This is a genomic window from Velazquezella soli, from assembly GCF_977018685.1.
Genome location: NZ_CDRNXF010000004.1, coordinates 184,076 through 199,095 on the forward strand (window position 1 = coordinate 184,076; position 15,020 = coordinate 199,095).

Here is a 15,020-nt window from a genome sequence, read left to right on the forward strand (position 1 = left end):
GCAATTCCGTCCGCAATGGTTCCGGTTACTGGCTCAACCCACCAAACAATGTCGGCATGTCGAGCGGACGGAAACCGTAGTGGTTCATCCAGCGCACGTCGGCATTGAAGAAGTCGCGCAGGTCCGGCATGCCGTATTTCAGCATGGCGATACGATCGAGGCCCATGCCCCAGGCAAAGCCCTGATATTCATCCGGATCCAGCCCGCCGGCGCGCAGCACGTTTGGATGCACCATGCCGCAGCCGAGGATTTCCATCCAGTCGGTGCCTTCGCCGAACTTCACGATCGGTCCTGAACGGTCGCACTGGATATCGACTTCGAAGGACGGTTCGGTGAACGGGAAGAAGGACGGACGAAACCGCATCGTCACTGACGGCACTTCGAAGAAGGTCTTGCAGAACTCTTCCAGCACATAGCGCAGATTGCCCACATGCGCCTTCTTGTCGACCACGAGGCCTTCGACCTGGTGGAACATCGGCGAATGCGTCGCGTCGGAATCCTGGCGATAGGTCTTGCCGGGAATGATGATGCGGATCGGCGGGTCCTGCGCTTCCATCGTGCGAACCTGGACCGGCGAGGTGTGGGTGCGCAGCACCTTGCGCTCACCCTTTTCATCCGGCTGGAAGAAGAACGTGTCGTGCATTTCGCGGGCGGGATGGCCTTCGGGGAAATTCAGCGCGGTGAAGTTATAGTAGTCGGTCTCGACATCAGAGCCCTCGGCGATCGAGAAGCCCATGTCTGCAAAGATCGCGGTGATTTCGTCGGTGATCTGGCTGATCGGATGGATACGGCCGCGCTCGGCAGGAGAAGAGCGCACCGGCAGCGACACATCGAGCGTCTCGGCCTTCAGACGCGCGTCGATCGCTGCGTCCTTCAGCATCGTCTTGCGGCTCGTGATCGCCTCGGTGACCTCAGTCTTCAGCGCGTTGATCGCCGCGCCGCGGGTCTGGCGTTCTTCCGCAGACATGCCGCCGAGCGTCTTCAGGAGCTCGGAGACGGAGCCTTTCTTGCCTAGCGCGTTGACGCGCACGGCTTCGATCGACGCCTCATCGCTGGCACCTTCGATTTCAGCCAGAAGCGAGGTTTTCAGATTTTCCAGATCGGACATGATGTGTTCCGTTGATGCTCGGACAATTAAGCGAATGCGAATGCGGGCAGACAAAATATCAGAGCCGACAAAAGAAAAACCCGCGCCAGCTCACTGCCAGCGCGGGTTCCCCAAAATCTATCAGCTACAAGCTTGGGAAGCGCTGGTTACTTGACCGCGCTTTCAAACTCGTTCTTCGTGCCGGCGTCCTTGAGGTAGGCCAGAGCCGTCTTGGAAGCTTCGACGAGAGCGCCGAATGCTGCAGGTTCATGGATTGCCAGGTCAGACAGGACCTTGCGGTCGACTTCGATGCCAGCCTTGTTGAGGCCGTCGATGAAGCGGCCGTAGGTCAGGCCGGATTCGCGCACAGCGGCGTTGATACGCTGGATCCAGAGAGCGCGGAAGTTGCGCTTCTTGACGCGACGGTCGCGCGTTGCGAACTGACGCGAACGATCGACTGCTGCCTTTGCGGCGCGGATGGTATTCTTGCGGCGGCCGTAGAAGCCCTTGGCTGCCTTGAGTGTCTTGGTGTGCTTGGCGCGGGAAGTTACGCCACGTTTTACGCGTGCCATGTCATGATCTCCTTAAAACTGTTCCAAATCGTCGAATGAGTCTTAGAGACCGTTCGGCAGGTAGTTCTTGATAACCTTCTTGCCGTCAGGCTCAGCGAGGATCATCGTGCCGCGTGCATCGCGGATGAACTTGTTGGAACGCTTGATCATGCCGTGGCGCTTGCCAGCAGCGGCGGCAACGACCTTACCGGTCGCGGTTACCTTGAATCGCTTCTTGGCAGCCGATTTCGTCTTCATCTTGGGCATTTTGCTACTCCATAATTGTATCGGAACCACAGACGATGCGAATTCCAAGCATTTTGAACTGCCACGGCATGCCCTGCCGGACCGTTCGGACGCGCGCTTATAACCGCAGAGGATTAAAAGCGCAATGGGATAAGAAGAATGGCGTGACAACGCCGATACCCTGACCTTCTAAAGGCACGGGGCGATTGGCGTGGCGCTTACTTCGGCGCCAGCACCATCATCATCTGGCGGCCTTCGAGCTTGGGCTCGGCTTCCACCTTGGCAATTTCAACAGTGTCTTCTTTGACCTGCAGCAGAAGCTTCATGCCGAGTTCCTGGTGGGCCATTTCGCGGCCACGGAACTTCAGCGTCACCTTTACCTTGTCGCCTTCCTCAAAGAACCGGTTCATCGCCTTCATCTTCACCTCATAGTCATGGGTGTCGATGTTCGGGCGCATCTTGATTTCTTTGATTTCGACGATCTTCTGCTTCTTGCGCGCTTCGGACGCCTTCTTCTGGTTCGCGTATTTCAGCTTACCAAGATCGAGGATCTTGCATACCGGCGGATCGTTGTTCGGCGAGATCTCGACGAGATCGAGTCCGGCGTCCTCGGCCATCTTGAGGGCCTGGTCGGTCGGTATCGCACCGAGATTCAAGCCTTCGGCATCGATAAGCTGGACCTTGGGAACGCGGATTTCCCGGTTTGAGCGCGGGCCTTCCTTGACGGGGGCATCGGCTTTGAATGGTCTGCGAATGGTCGTGTTCTCCTAGATAATTTCAGCACGCAGCAACGACAATTCCTCGCTTGGCTGCAGCCGAAAGCGGAATGTCGTCATCACTGGATAGATGTCAATACCATATACGCGGGGAAAAATCACCTGCTGCAATCGTCTGACAATGTGATTTATAGATGCCCACCTTTCAGGATGCCTCTGTTTGACGCAATCGGAGGCTGCGACGTCAAGGAGACCCACATGTCAGCGACCACCCCATCAGACCTTATCCGCATTCCGGTTGGCACCGCAGAGACAATGCGCGAGATCGCAATCCTCGTCAGGCCGGCATCCGCTTCCAACGACAATGCGGCTTTCGTCTGGCTCGGCGGCTACCGATCGGACATGACGGGCACCAAAGCCGTCGAACTCGACGCGCTGGCCGAGACGCTCGGCACCGAGTGCATCCGCTTCGACTATTCCGGCCACGGCGTCTCCGGCGGCGCGTTTCGCGACGGCACGATTTCCCGCTGGCTGGAGGAGGCTCTTGCCGTGCTCGACCACACGAAACCCAAGAGCGTAGTGCTGGTCGGCTCGTCGATGGGCGGCTGGATCGCGCTTCGTGTGGCCCAAGAGCTTAAGAAGCGTGGCGGGTCGCCCAAAGTCGAGGGTATGGTGCTGATTGCCCCCGCCCCCGATTTTACGGGGGAGCTGATCGAGCCGCATCTGACGGAAGAGCAGCGACAGTCGCTTGCTGTCAACGGCTATGTCGAGGAACCCTCCGAATATAGCAGCGAACCTGATATCTACACCCGCGACCTGCTTGAGGATGGAGCACGCAACCGAGTACTGACCGGCATTATCGAAACCGGTTGCCCCGTGCATATCCTTCAGGGAATGAACGACCGCGACGTGCCTTATGAACACGCGCTGAAACTCATGGAATTCCTGCCTGCCGACGACGTGACGCTGACGCTTGTACGTGACGGTGATCACCGCCTTTCCAGGCCTCAGGATATCGAAAAAATGAGGGGTGCAATCATGGGCCTAATAAATAAATGAGTAAATTTTGGGCTGATGCGAGAATGCAGCATTGTTAACCATAAAGCAGTTTTAATGAAGATTAACAAAACCTGAACGATTGACTTGACCCCCATTCGGCCCTTAACTTTTCGTTAGGACTTTAAGGGACGGGTCATGATGAAAGCCTTGCTGGTACGGCGCTTTGCGGTGATCCTTTTGTGCGCGCTGGTGCCTGCCGGCGCCGCAATGCCGGCTCCGCGGTCGATTGCATCGATGGTGACCGGTGACGTGACGTCGCAACCGATCGGCCATTTCGAGTTCTGCCAGCGCCTCCCCGCGGAATGTTCTCTGAAGAGCCGGTCGGCGCCCGCTCCCAAACTCAACGAAGACAGCTGGCAAACGGTTCGCCGGATCAACCTGGAAGTCAACGAGCGCTATATCGCCAAGACCGACATGGATGCTTACGGTCGGGAAGAGTTCTGGACCTATCCGACCATCTTTGCCGACTGCGAGGATTTCGCGTTGCAGAAGCGCAAGGAACTGGCCGAAGCAGGCTTCAGTTATTCCGACCTTCTGATGACGGTCGTGCGCAAGCCGGATGGAGAAGGTCACGCCGTTCTGACGCTTCGCACTGCGGATGGAGATTTCATTCTCGACAATCTTGATAACGATGTCCTGCCCTGGACCGCGACGCATTACACGTTCCTGAAGCGCCAGGCTTCGTTCAACGCAGGGCGTTGGGTCACCATTGAAAATGGCCGCGATCTTCTCGTCGGCGCTCTCCGGTAAAGCCATCCGTTCAGACGACGGTCCGCATCATCTAGCAGAAATGACAAGACCCGCCCTGCTTTGCAGCGGCGGGTCTTCTTTTTTGCTGTCGATGCGCCGGCTGCGGCGAACCGATAACCAGCGCGCTATCCGTTGCCGATCAGGATACCTGCGGCCAGGACCAGCGAGCCGCCGAACACGACCTGGAAGACAGCCTTGAAGAACGGTGTCTCCATGTAACGGTTCTGGATGAAGGCAATCGCCCAGAGTTCAAAGAAGACGATGATCGCCGCAACGATGGTAGCCGTCCAGAAATGCGGAATGAGATAGGGTAGCGTATGGCCGAGGCCGCCGATGGCGGTCATGATGCCTGAGGCAAATCCGCGCTTGATGGGGGAGCCGCGACCGGAAATCTTGCCATCATCGTGTGCCGCTTCGGTAAAGCCCATCGAGATACCCGCACCGACCGATGCGGACAGACCGATCAGGAAGGTCGACCAGGTATCGCCCGTGGCGAATGCTGCCGCAAAGATCGGCGCCAGTGTCGAAACCGAACCGTCCATAAGGCCGGCAAGCCCTGGCTGGACATAGGTCAGGATAAACTGACGCCGGGCAGACAGGTCTTCTTCCGAACGCGTTTCCTCGGTTACGTGCTTTTCGCCGAGCATCCGGGCGATGTCTTCATGCCCGTCCTCGGCCAAGGCCAGATCGCCCAGGAGCTGCCGCGTCGAGGCATCCGATACCCTTTTGGCGGCCTCGCGATAGAACCGTGCCGCCTGGCGCTCCATCGCTTCCGTCTGTTCGCGGATCTTGTCGAGCGGCAGATTGCGCATGAGCCAGTCGGGCTTGCGGGCGTAAAATCCCTGCACATGCTCTCTGCGGATCAGCGGAATGTTCTCGCCGAAGCGGGAGCGAAACATCTGGATCAGCATGTTCTTGTGGGTCTGCTCGACCTCGGCCATGTCCTCGAACACCTTTGCGGAGCTCGGATATGCCTCTTTCAGGTTCTTCGCGTAGGAGAGATAGATGCGCGCGTCCTCCTCTTCCGACGAGATGGCAAGAGCGAGGATTTCCTCTTCGCTCAGCGACAAAAACGCCCGGCGGGACCCGGGCACCAAACGAGTGAACATCGAAGCTCCTTATTAGAATAATTCTAACCTAACTTTTTTGTGTGAAAGTTCAAGTCACTCCAAACCGTGCCCTTCGATCCGTTTGAGAAAAAAAATCGCGCGCAATATTCGCAAACCAATGCTGCAGCGCAGCGCAACTTCCTGCACTTTTTACTTGCCGGTGACGAAATGATCGGATTAAGAGCAGACGCCGGTGAGGACCGGTGAAATGAAGTTACCGGCCGTCAAGGGCCAGTCAGAAAGGCATGACCCGTATGAACCGCAGACATTTCTTTCGGCAGGCAGGGACCGCCGGAATCGGCGCAGTTGCAGCCGGGGCTCTTGCCGCTCCCGCGATCGCGCAGGAAAGTCCCAAGCTCACCTGGAGGATGACATCCTCCTTTACCAAGAACACCGACATCCTCTGGGCCGCATCCACCGATATCGCGCAAAGCGTCAAGGAAGCGACGGACGGCAACTTCACCATCCACACATTCGCTGCCGGCGAAATTGTGCCCGGCCTTCAGGCGGCAGACGCTGTTTCCAACGGCACCGTCGAAATGGCGCATACCTGCTCCTACTATTACATTGGCAAGGATCCGACATTCGCGCTCGGCACGTCGGTGCCCTTCGGTCTCAATGCCCGCCAGACGAACTCCTGGTTCTCGATCGGCGGGGGCAACGACCTGCTCAACGAATTCCTCGGCAATTACAATCTCTATGCGCTGCCGGCCGGCAATACGGGTGCCCAGATGGGTGGCTGGTTCCGCAAGGAGATCAACACGATCGACGACCTGAAGGGTCTGAAGATGCGCATCGCCGGCCTTGCCGGCCAGGTGATGACGAAGCTTGGCGTCACGCCGCAGCAGATCGCCGGCGGCGACGTTTATGCGGCCCTGGAAAAGGGCACGATCGATGCGACCGAATTCGTCGGTCCGTATGACGATCAGAAGCTCGGCTTCGTGAAGGTCGCGAAATACTACTACTATCCCGCATGGTGGGAAGGTGGCCCGGCCGTCCACGCCTTCTTCAACCGCGACAAGTTCAACAATCTGCCGAAGAGCTACCAGCGCATTCTGAAAGATGCCTGCGCCAACGCCAACATGAACATGCTGGCTCGCTACGATGCCAGCAACGCCAAGGCGCTGCGCCAGCTTGTGTCGGAAGGTGCCGTGCTGAAGGCCTTCAACCAGCAGATCCTAGATGCCAGCTTCGCTGCGGCGCAGGAAACCTATGCGGAACTCACGGCCAAGAACGCTGCCTTCAAGAAGATCTACGACAGCCAGCAGGCCTTCAAGAAGGATGCCTATCTCTGGGCGCAGATCGCCGATTACACCTACGACACGTTCATGATGATCCAGCAGCGCAACGGCAAGCTTTGATCATCAAGCGCACCTGCTCAATCGAGAACCCCGGCCCAGCCCGGGGTTTTCCTTTTGCGGCAAGGCAAACACTGTCGATTCCTCTTGTCGGAGCCGGGAAAAGAGCTTTAAGACCAAGACGGCTTGAACGAGATTTTTCAGACATCTCAGGAGGATATTTCATGGATCGCAGACGTTTCCTGCACAATGCTACCACTGCCGGCATCGGCGCCGCGGCTGCCGCGTTGGCCACGCCGGCAATCGCCCAGGAGCGTCCGAAGATCACCTGGCGGCTGACCTCGTCGTTTCCAAAGAGCCTGAACATCATCTTCGATGCGGCGACCCAGATTGCCAACAGCGTCAAGAATTCAACGGACGGCAATTTCACCATCCAGACCTATGGCGCCGGTGAACTGGTGCCGGCTCTGCAGGCCGCCGACGCGGTTGCCAACGGCACGGTCGAGATGGCGCATACATGCTCCTATTATTACATCGGACAGGATCCCGCCTTTGCGCTTGGCACCGCCATTCCGTTCGGCCTCAATGCCCGCATGACGAATGCCTGGTTCCTCAACGGCGGCAATGATCTGATCAACGAGTTCCTTGCGCCGCGTGGCCTTTACGCACTGCCGGCCGGCAATAGCGGCACGCAGATGGGCGGCTGGTTCCGCAAGGAGATCAACACGATCGACGACCTGAAGGGCCTGAAGATGCGTATTGCTGGCCTTGCCGGCCAGGTGATGCAGAAGGTCGGCGTGACGCCCCAGCAGATTGCCGGCGGCGATGTCTATGCAGCGCTCGAAAAGGGCACGATCGATGCGACCGAATTCGTCGGTCCGTATGACGATCAGAAGCTCGGCTTCGTCAAGGTCGCGAAATACTACTACTATCCGGCTTGGTGGGAAGGCGGCCCGGCCATGCATGCCTTCTTCAACCTCGAAAAATTCAACAGCCTGCCGAAGAGCTACCAGCAGATCCTGACCGATGCCTGCGCGGCAGCGAACATGAGCATGCTTGCCAATTACGACGCCCATAACGCTGTCGCTCTGAAGAAGCTGGTCGGCGAAGGCGCCGTCTTGAAGGCGTTTAACCGCGACATTCTGGATGTGTGCTTCAAGGCCGCGATGGAAACCTATGCGGAGCTTTCCCAGAAAAGCCCGGCCTTCAAGAAGATCTACGATCACCAGCAGGCGTTCAAGAAGGACTCCTATCTCTGGGCGCAGGTGGCCGAATACAGCTACGATACGTTCATGATGATGCAGCAGCGCGCCGGCACGCTCTGAGCATCGAATAAAACGACGAAAGCCCCGCACGCGACGGGGCTTTCAAAACTTGTAAGAGCTCCGGCCTATCTCTTCAGATGGGCCTGGACGATCTTAGCTACCGGTGTTGGGGCGATTGCTGCCGACATTGATATTTGTCGACGCGGTCTTCCCGTCGGCGCTCTGGCCGTAATAGGTACCACCGAGGTGGCCGCCGGAACTGGTGTTTTCCACCTGGCGTTCTGCGCGCTTTACGGTCTGTGCTACGTCACTCTTGCTCATAATGTCCTCCAGCTTTTGGGGTTGGTGACGGTGTTTCCAACTCAACTCTCAAAGATCTGTTCCCGAAAAACCGACATCTCCCTTGACGACAACATAATCCGATCCTATTTGGAAACGATCGTTTCCTAATTAGGCATTCCACTATGACGATCGAAACCCTCACCGATACTGCTCGAACGGCAGGCCGGCCGCGCGAGTTCGAAATCGAAGCGGCGCTGGACAAGGCGATCGTCGTGTTTTCCGAGCAGGGTTATCACGCGACGTCGATTGCGGACCTCAAGGACGCGATGGGGCTGACGGCCGGAAGCCTCTACAAGGCGTTCAAGGACAAGAAGGCGATCTTTCTCGCCTCCTTCGATCGTTACAAGCAGGTGCGCAACGCAGCCCTTGCAGACGCGATAGCCGTTGGCGGCAACGGCCGCGACCGCATGCGTCTTGCGCTGCATCACTATGCAAACTCGGCGCATGGCGAACTTGGCCGACGCGGATGCCTCGTCGTCGGCGCTGCCGTCGAACTTGCGCTTTTCGATCTCGAAACGGATCGACGTGTGAAACTATCGCAAGCCCGCATCGAAGATCTGTTCGAGAACCTGGTTCGGGAGGGCCAGGCGGACGGATCGATTTCCGGTGGGAGCGATCCCGAAGTGACGGCGCAGTTCTTCTACGCCGTCATCCAGGGTCTGCGGATCGCGGGTAAGGCCGGACAGGGCCAGGCACGCGCCATCGCCACCGTGGAAACCGCGCTTAGAATTCTCGACTGACAGCACGTCTCTTTTTCTCCCTCCCCTTTCTCCTCCCAAGAGCCCACCATGACATCCCCAGTTCCTTCCCCCGCTCGTCGGGTTTCGCCGGACGCCGAAACGGCGGCCACATCGCCAAGTGCAGCGCCCACCCTCTCCCCGGTAATGGCCTTCACCATGGCCGCTGCGGCCGGTCTGATCGCCGCCAACCTTTACTATGCGCAGCCGCTTGCGGGCCCGATTGCCGCATCGATCGGACTTTCCGAAAGCGCAACCGGCCTGATCGTCACGCTGACGCAGATCGGCTATGGGCTCGGCCTGCTGTTCATGGTGCCGCTCGGCGATCTCGTCGAGAACCGCCGGCTGATCATCCTGATGATTGCCGCCACGAGCGTTGCCCTGATTGCAGCCGGGCTTTCGACGACACCGCTCCCCTTCCTTGCGGCATCGCTTGCGATCGGCATCACGTCCACAGCCGTGCAGATGATCGTGCCTTTTGCTGCAAACCTTGCACCGGAGGAGAGCCGCGGCCGGGTCGTTGGAAATGTCATGAGCGGGCTGATGATCGGCATCATGATGGCGCGACCGGTCGCGAGCTTCATCGCCGGCTTCTCCTCCTGGCATACGGTGTTCTTCCTGTCGGCTGCCGTGATGGTTGCCGTCGGTCTGGTGCTGTCCGTCCGTTTGCCCAGGCGCATGCCGAAGACGACGCTTAGCTATCCCGGCCTGATCGCTTCCATGGGAAGGATCTACACGACGCAACCGCTCCTGCGCCGGCGGTCCTTCTACCAGTTCGCCCAGTTCTTCGCGTTCAGCCTGTTCTGGACTGTGACGCCGCTTCTCTTGGCAGGGCCGGCCTTCCAGCTGGGCCAGGGCGCCATCGCAATCTTCGCGCTTGTCGGTGTCGCCGGTGCGGTTGCTTCTCCGATCGCCGGGCGGCTGGCCGACCGCGGCCTCGGCAAGCCGGCAACCGCATTCGGCATCCTCGCTGTCGTTGCCGCCTTCCTGATCACCCATGTCGCGCCTGAAGGTTCGTCCTTTGCGCTGGTGATGCTGGGTTTGGCCGCCATCGCGCTCGATTTCGGCGTGTCGATGACGCTGGTGATCGGCCAGCGGTCGATCTACGGCCTTGATGCTGAGCTGCGCAGCCGCCTGAACGGCCTCTTCATGGCCACCTTCTTTGTCGGCGGAGCACTGGGTTCGGCAATCGGTGCCTGGGCCTATGCGCAAAGCGGCTGGCTCGCCGCATCGGCGATCGGCCTCGCCCTGCCGGCCGCAGCCTTTGCCTATTTCCTCACGGAAAAACGATGACGAGATATGGCCCGCGTGTTTTGCGGGCCACTCATGGCGCTTACCCGATCCGCTTGTAAAACAGCGTCGTGCCGCAAAGGCCGCCCTGTGGCCAAAGGGCGTAATCGGGAATGACGCCGACGCGTTCCCAGCCGAAGCGGGGATAGATGCGCTCCGCGTCGCTGCCGGTTGCGGTGTCCAGCACCAGAAGCGTGCGTCCCTGCCGTGCTGCTTCCGCTTCGACGGCCTCCATCAGCTTGCGCGAAAGGCCAAGGCCGCGGGCATCGTGGTGGACGAGGAGTTTCATCAGGTCGCCCCGATGCGGCTGGTTCGGCTTCGACGCAAGACCGATCTGGACGGTGCCGACCGCCCGCCCCTCGACCTCTGCGACAGCCAGAATGATGGCACCCTTTTCCACCTCGTCTGCGATACCATTCCAGTATCCGGTGGCATCCTCAGGCGCGAAAGGCAGCATGAAGCCCAGCGATGCGCCGCCATTGATGCAATCGGACAGGATGTCACTGAGATCGGGGATCGCAGCGCGGGTGGCGACGGCATCGAGTATACGGATGGTCGGGGTCATTGTTTGCTCCTGTGGCGTCAGCGGCCGCGGTTGAGGATCACCGCATAGCGGGCGGGGCGATCACTCGGATTGTGGAATTCGAAGGCGTCGCCAATATCCATGAACAGGCAGTCGCCGGGCATGAGACGGTGGGTCACGTCCGGAAGCACCATGTTCAGTTCCCCCTCGAACAGCCAGACATGCTGGGTCATGATCCGGCTTTCCTCGCGCGGCGGGAAACTGACACGTGCACCGGCCGGAAACTCCACCTCGACGATATCGATCGGTGTCGGCATGCCCGGCGGCGAGACGGAGCGGCGCAGATATCCGGTGGTCGGATCGCGCCACAGCCTTTGCTCGGTCTTCTTCGACAGAGGTGATGATGACGGCTCGTCTGGCGCAAAGAAGGTGGAGAGGCTTTGACCCAGTCCTTCGCAGAGCCTTGCCAGCAGCGCGGCCGTCGGGCTCGCCTCTGCGCGTTCGATGCGCGAAATCATCGCCCGGCTGACACCGGAGCGCACCGACAGTTCGTCCAGCGTTAGCCCTGCAGAGGCCCGTAGCGCCTTCAGCCTTTCGCCAATCGCCAGTTCGATTTCGCTGTCTGAATTTTCCATTATCAGAGATATAAATTCTCTTTTGATGGAATCAAGAGATTTGCGAAGGCTGGATGAATTTTTAAAGGTGATGGCGTTTCCGCGATAGCGAATGTCCCATTCGATACGCTATGGATCGTCGACCGAGCAGCCGCGCCGGTAGCGCCAAGGTTTCATCAAAATCAGGATTTTCGACATGAATGGACGAGCGGCTGTATCGCCCTTTTCAATCGCCAGCATCGTCGTCTCGATGACGATCGCCGCGATCGGAAGCGGCATCATGTTCGCCTACGTGCCGTTCATGCTGACAAGGTCGGAAACGCCCTGGGCGGCAGGTGCTGCGGTAACGGCCGTCGCATTCGGCGGCCTCGTCGGCTGCGTGCTGGGCGGACCGCTGATCAAGCGCGTCGGACATGCGCGGCTGTTTGCCTGCTCGATGGCGATGGTCATCATTGCAGCCGTGCTGATTGCCGCCGACCTTCCCGCCTATATCTGGATTTTTGCGCGCGGCATCTATGGTGCGGCCGCCAACGTCAATTTCATCATCGCCCAGAGCTGGCTCAATCACGCCGCCTCCAACGAATGGCGCGGCAAGGCGATGTCGTTCTTCTACATGGCCTATGTTCTGGGCCTCGGCTGTGGCAACTGGATTTTCGGCCAGATCCCGACCGACGGCAATCTTGCGCCGCTTGCGGTGGTCTTCTTTACCGCGCTTGCGATCCTGCCGATCGGGCTGACCCGTCTGCCGAACCCGCCCGCCCCGGCGCGCGTCAATGTCGATATCAAGATGGCCTGGAAGATCTCGCCGGTCGGTCTGGTCGGCGTGCTTGCCTCGGGTGGTCTTTCGATGGTGGTACAGGGCTTCCTGCCGATCTACGCCTCTACCAACAACGTATCGCAGACCGATGTCGCGATGCTGATGTTCGTGATGCAGACGGGACTGCTGTTCGTGCAATATCCGCTCGGTATCCTGTCGGACCGGATGGATCGCCGCTTTGTGCTTCTGATCACCTGCGTGCTCATCGTGTTTGCCGGCTTCGGAGCGTTTTTCTCCTCCTTCTCGCATCTCTATATCCTGATGATCGTCTTCCTGATCTTCGGGGGTTCGGTGGAGACCGTGTATTCGGTGGCCAACGCTCATGCCAACGACCGCGCGGACCCCGGCGATTTCGTGCCGCTGTCTTCCACGCTTCTCGTTGCATGGTCGACGGCTGCGACGATCGTGCCGCTGATGGTGACGATGCTGACACCTGTTCTGGGCGGAAAAACCTTCATCGTCGCGGCAATGGCGGTGGCTGTCGTCTATGGCCTGTTCGTTCTGCAGCGCTTGAAAGAACGCGGTCCGGCACCCGAGGCCGACCGGGAGAGCCACGAAGTGCGCAGCGCCCAGCTTCCGAATGCAGCGGCGCTGACCGAACCCGGAGCTGTAAATCCCGAGAATTAAGGTCTTTCATCCTCAACGAAAGGTTATCTTCCCTCTTTGCGGCAGACACGGGCGCTGCTATATGCGCGAGCCATGAGCACCAATTCCCGCACGCCGCTTGACCATATCCGCAATTTCTCGATCGTGGCCCATATCGACCACGGCAAATCGACGCTCGCCGATCGTCTAATCCAGACGACCGGCGGCCTTGCCGAACGCGACATGTCCGAGCAGGTTCTGGATTCGATGGATATCGAGCGCGAGCGCGGCATCACCATCAAAGCCCAGACCGTGCGCCTGCATTACAAGGCGAACAACGGCGAGACCTATGTTCTCAACCTGATCGACACGCCCGGCCACGTCGACTTTGCCTACGAAGTGTCGCGCTCGCTGTCGGCCTGCGAAGGTTCGCTGCTGGTCGTCGATGCGTCACAGGGCGTCGAAGCGCAGACCCTTGCGAACGTCTATCAGGCGATCGACAACAATCACGAGATCGTCACGGTCCTCAACAAGATCGACCTGCCGGCTGCCGAGCCCGACCGTATCCGCGACCAGATCGAGGAAGTGATTGGCATCGATGCCAGCCAGGCTGTGCTGATCTCGGCAAAGACCGGCCTCGGCATTCCCGACGTTCTCGAAGCCATCGTCCACCAGCTGCCGCCGCCGAAGAGCGAGATGGGCGACAAGGGTCCGCTCAAGGCGCTGCTGGTCGACAGCTGGTACGACACCTATCTCGGCGTCATGGTTCTCGTTCGCATCCTTGATGGCGTGCTGACCAAGGGCCAGACCATCCGCATGATGGGCACGGACGCCAAATATCAGGTAGAACGCGTCGGCGTTCTGACGCCGAAGATGCTGGCGGTCGATAGTCTCGGCCCGGGCGAGATCGGTTTCTTCACCGGCTCGATCAAGGAAGTGGCCGACACCCGCGTCGGCGATACCATTACCGAAGACAAGAAGCCGACCGCCAAGGCTCTGCCGGGCTTCAAGCCTGCGCAACCGGTCGTGTTCTGCGGCCTGTTCCCGGTCGATGCGGCCGATTTCGAAGACCTGCGTGCCGCGATGGGCAAGCTGCGCCTCAACGACGCTTCGTTCTCGTTCGAGATGGAATCGTCTGCGGCTCTGGGCTTCGGTTTCCGTTGCGGCTTCCTCGGACTGCTGCATCTCGAAATCATCCAGGAGCGTCTGGAACGCGAGTTCAACCTCGATCTGATCGCAACCGCGCCTTCGGTGGTCTATCAGCTGACCATGACCGACGGTTCCGAGCGCGAGCTGCACAACCCGGCCGACATGCCTGATGTCGTCAAGATCTCGGAAATCCGCGAACCTTGGATCAAGGCGACGATCCTGACCCCGGACGACTATCTCGGCGGCATCCTGAAGCTTTGTCAGGACCGCCGCGGCATCCAGACCGAGCTTACCTATGTGGGCAAGCGCGCGATGCTGACCTATGAACTGCCGCTCAACGAAGTGGTGTTCGATTTCTACGACCGTTTGAAGTCGATCTCCAAGGGCTATGCCTCGTTCGACTACCACCTGCACGGCTATCAGGAGGGCAACCTCGTGAAGATGTCGATCATGGTGAATGGCGAGCCTGTCGACGCGCTGTCGATGCTGGTGCACCGGACTGCTGCCGAAAAGCGAGGCCGCGACATGTGCGAGAAGCTGAAGGATCTGATCCCCAGGCACATGTTCAAGATCCCGATCCAGGCAGCCATCGGCGGCAACGTGATTGCCCGCGAGACGATTTCTGCGATGCGCAAGGACGTGACGGCGAAGTGCTACGGCGGCGACGCCACCCGCAAGCGCAAGCTGCTCGACAAGCAGAAGGAAGGCAAGAAGCGCATGCGGCAGTTCGGCAAAGTCGACATTCCGCAGGAAGCATTCATTGCAGCGCTGAAGATGAAAGACGATTGATTTGCACAGGGGCTGGTTCGAAAGAACCGGCCCTTTTTACTCGCCGATTGCTCGGTCAGCCGGATCATTTCGGGACAGGAATCAAAAGATCTG

General features: G+C 59.2%; 16 protein-coding genes. 8 read left to right on the forward strand and 8 right to left on the reverse strand.

The genetic code is table 11. The annotated features are described in order from the left end of the window. Window positions 1-25: 25 nt before the first annotated feature. The 4 genes from pheS to infC form a co-directional block, all read right to left on the reverse strand. Window positions 26-1,108 (reverse strand): phenylalanine--tRNA ligase subunit alpha, encoded by a 1,083-nt coding sequence (gene pheS / locus AC0JZ8_RS04515; protein WP_062454092.1) that lies wholly within the window; start codon window positions 1,106-1,108, stop codon window positions 26-28. Between the two features lie 146 nt (window positions 1,109-1,254). Next, a complete protein-coding gene (gene rplT / locus AC0JZ8_RS04520; RefSeq protein WP_062454093.1) occupies window positions 1,255-1,659 on the reverse strand; it encodes a 50S ribosomal protein L20 in 405 nt (134 codons plus the stop codon). A gap of 42 nt (window positions 1,660-1,701) precedes the next feature. Beyond that, complete coding sequence (gene rpmI, locus AC0JZ8_RS04525; RefSeq protein ID WP_046793986.1) at window positions 1,702-1,905, reverse strand: 50S ribosomal protein L35; 204 nt, start codon at window positions 1,903-1,905, stop codon at window positions 1,702-1,704. A 197-nt stretch (window positions 1,906-2,102) separates the two neighbouring features. Then, window positions 2,103-2,639 carry a translation initiation factor IF-3 gene (infC, locus tag AC0JZ8_RS04530; RefSeq protein WP_062454094.1) on the reverse strand — a complete coding sequence of 179 codons (537 nt, stop codon included), beginning with the start codon at window positions 2,637-2,639 and terminating at the stop codon, window positions 2,103-2,105. A gap of 219 nt (window positions 2,640-2,858) precedes the next feature. Here infC and AC0JZ8_RS04535 point away from each other — a divergent pair, with 219 nt between their 5' ends. After that, a complete protein-coding gene (locus AC0JZ8_RS04535; RefSeq protein ID WP_471891918.1) occupies window positions 2,859-3,659 on the forward strand; it encodes an alpha/beta hydrolase in 801 nt (266 codons plus the stop codon). A gap of 135 nt (window positions 3,660-3,794) precedes the next feature. Then, window positions 3,795-4,409: a transglutaminase-like cysteine peptidase gene (locus AC0JZ8_RS04540; protein WP_062454096.1), complete on the forward strand. Its 615-nt coding sequence runs from the start codon at window positions 3,795-3,797 to the stop codon at window positions 4,407-4,409. Window positions 4,410-4,534: 125 nt separating this feature from the next. Here AC0JZ8_RS04540 and mbfA read toward each other — a convergent pair whose 3' ends face one another. Next, window positions 4,535-5,518 carry an iron exporter MbfA gene (gene mbfA / locus AC0JZ8_RS04545; protein WP_062578723.1) on the reverse strand — a complete coding sequence of 328 codons (984 nt, stop codon included), beginning with the start codon at window positions 5,516-5,518 and terminating at the stop codon, window positions 4,535-4,537. 254 nt (window positions 5,519-5,772) lie between these two features. Here mbfA and AC0JZ8_RS04550 point away from each other — a divergent pair, with 254 nt between their 5' ends. Both AC0JZ8_RS04550 and AC0JZ8_RS04555 read left to right on the forward strand, forming a co-directional pair. Next, window positions 5,773-6,879 (forward strand): TRAP transporter substrate-binding protein, encoded by a 1,107-nt coding sequence (locus tag AC0JZ8_RS04550; protein ID WP_113109669.1) that lies wholly within the window; start codon window positions 5,773-5,775, stop codon window positions 6,877-6,879. 161 nt (window positions 6,880-7,040) lie between these two features. Continuing rightward, a complete protein-coding gene (locus AC0JZ8_RS04555; RefSeq protein ID WP_062454098.1) occupies window positions 7,041-8,141 on the forward strand; it encodes a TRAP transporter substrate-binding protein in 1,101 nt (366 codons plus the stop codon). A 93-nt stretch (window positions 8,142-8,234) separates the two neighbouring features. Here AC0JZ8_RS04555 and AC0JZ8_RS04560 read toward each other — a convergent pair whose 3' ends face one another. Further along, window positions 8,235-8,402 carry a hypothetical protein gene (locus AC0JZ8_RS04560; protein ID WP_471891919.1) on the reverse strand — a complete coding sequence of 56 codons (168 nt, stop codon included), beginning with the start codon at window positions 8,400-8,402 and terminating at the stop codon, window positions 8,235-8,237. A 143-nt stretch (window positions 8,403-8,545) separates the two neighbouring features. On the opposite strand from AC0JZ8_RS04560, the gene AC0JZ8_RS04565 reads away from it, so the two are divergent. Both AC0JZ8_RS04565 and AC0JZ8_RS04570 read left to right on the forward strand, forming a co-directional pair. Further along, on the forward strand, window positions 8,546-9,163 hold the full coding sequence (locus AC0JZ8_RS04565; protein ID WP_471891920.1) for a TetR/AcrR family transcriptional regulator: 618 nt from the start codon (window positions 8,546-8,548) through the stop codon (window positions 9,161-9,163). Window positions 9,164-9,211: 48 nt separating this feature from the next. Then, window positions 9,212-10,453, forward strand: coding sequence for an MFS transporter (locus tag AC0JZ8_RS04570; RefSeq protein ID WP_471891921.1), 1,242 nt, complete (start codon window positions 9,212-9,214; stop codon window positions 10,451-10,453). A 40-nt stretch (window positions 10,454-10,493) separates the two neighbouring features. On the opposite strand, the gene AC0JZ8_RS04575 is transcribed toward AC0JZ8_RS04570, so the two are convergent. Continuing rightward, window positions 10,494-11,015, reverse strand: coding sequence for a GNAT family N-acetyltransferase (locus tag AC0JZ8_RS04575; protein WP_471891922.1), 522 nt, complete (start codon window positions 11,013-11,015; stop codon window positions 10,494-10,496). Between the two features lie 17 nt (window positions 11,016-11,032). After that, complete coding sequence (locus AC0JZ8_RS04580) at window positions 11,033-11,611, reverse strand: helix-turn-helix domain-containing protein (protein ID WP_092663873.1); 579 nt, start codon at window positions 11,609-11,611, stop codon at window positions 11,033-11,035. 172 nt (window positions 11,612-11,783) lie between these two features. On the opposite strand from AC0JZ8_RS04580, the gene AC0JZ8_RS04585 reads away from it, so the two are divergent. Together AC0JZ8_RS04585 and lepA are read left to right on the forward strand one after the other, a co-directional pair. Continuing rightward, a complete protein-coding gene (locus tag AC0JZ8_RS04585; RefSeq protein ID WP_471891923.1) occupies window positions 11,784-13,031 on the forward strand; it encodes an MFS transporter in 1,248 nt (415 codons plus the stop codon). 72 nt (window positions 13,032-13,103) lie between these two features. Further along, complete coding sequence (gene lepA / locus AC0JZ8_RS04590; protein ID WP_062454104.1) at window positions 13,104-14,927, forward strand: translation elongation factor 4; 1,824 nt, start codon at window positions 13,104-13,106, stop codon at window positions 14,925-14,927. Window positions 14,928-15,020 lie beyond the last annotated feature (93 nt).

What these genes read in the sequence shown, in the direction of transcription:
- pheS (WP_062454092.1), bottom strand. Translation starts at nt 1,108, where the DNA reads ATGTCCGATCTGGAAAATCTGAAAACCTCGCTTCTGGCTGAAATCGAA.
- rplT (WP_062454093.1), bottom strand. Translation starts at nt 1,659, where the DNA reads ATGGCACGCGTAAAACGTGGCGTAACTTCCCGCGCCAAGCACACCAAG.
- rpmI (WP_046793986.1), bottom strand. Translation starts at nt 1,905, where the DNA reads ATGCCCAAGATGAAGACGAAATCGGCTGCCAAGAAGCGATTCAAGGTA.
- AC0JZ8_RS04535 (WP_471891918.1), top strand. Translation starts at nt 2,859, where the DNA reads ATGTCAGCGACCACCCCATCAGACCTTATCCGCATTCCGGTTGGCACC.
- AC0JZ8_RS04540 (WP_062454096.1), top strand. Translation starts at nt 3,795, where the DNA reads ATGATGAAAGCCTTGCTGGTACGGCGCTTTGCGGTGATCCTTTTGTGC.
- mbfA (WP_062578723.1), bottom strand. Translation starts at nt 5,518, where the DNA reads ATGTTCACTCGTTTGGTGCCCGGGTCCCGCCGGGCGTTTTTGTCGCTG.
- AC0JZ8_RS04550 (WP_113109669.1), top strand. Translation starts at nt 5,773, where the DNA reads ATGAACCGCAGACATTTCTTTCGGCAGGCAGGGACCGCCGGAATCGGC.
- AC0JZ8_RS04555 (WP_062454098.1), top strand. Translation starts at nt 7,041, where the DNA reads ATGGATCGCAGACGTTTCCTGCACAATGCTACCACTGCCGGCATCGGC.
- AC0JZ8_RS04560 (WP_471891919.1), bottom strand. Translation starts at nt 8,402, where the DNA reads ATGAGCAAGAGTGACGTAGCACAGACCGTAAAGCGCGCAGAACGCCAG.
- AC0JZ8_RS04565 (WP_471891920.1), top strand. Translation starts at nt 8,546, where the DNA reads ATGACGATCGAAACCCTCACCGATACTGCTCGAACGGCAGGCCGGCCG.
- AC0JZ8_RS04570 (WP_471891921.1), top strand. Translation starts at nt 9,212, where the DNA reads ATGACATCCCCAGTTCCTTCCCCCGCTCGTCGGGTTTCGCCGGACGCC.
- AC0JZ8_RS04575 (WP_471891922.1), bottom strand. Translation starts at nt 11,015, where the DNA reads ATGACCCCGACCATCCGTATACTCGATGCCGTCGCCACCCGCGCTGCG.
- AC0JZ8_RS04585 (WP_471891923.1), top strand. Translation starts at nt 11,784, where the DNA reads ATGAATGGACGAGCGGCTGTATCGCCCTTTTCAATCGCCAGCATCGTC.
- lepA (WP_062454104.1), top strand. Translation starts at nt 13,104, where the DNA reads ATGAGCACCAATTCCCGCACGCCGCTTGACCATATCCGCAATTTCTCG.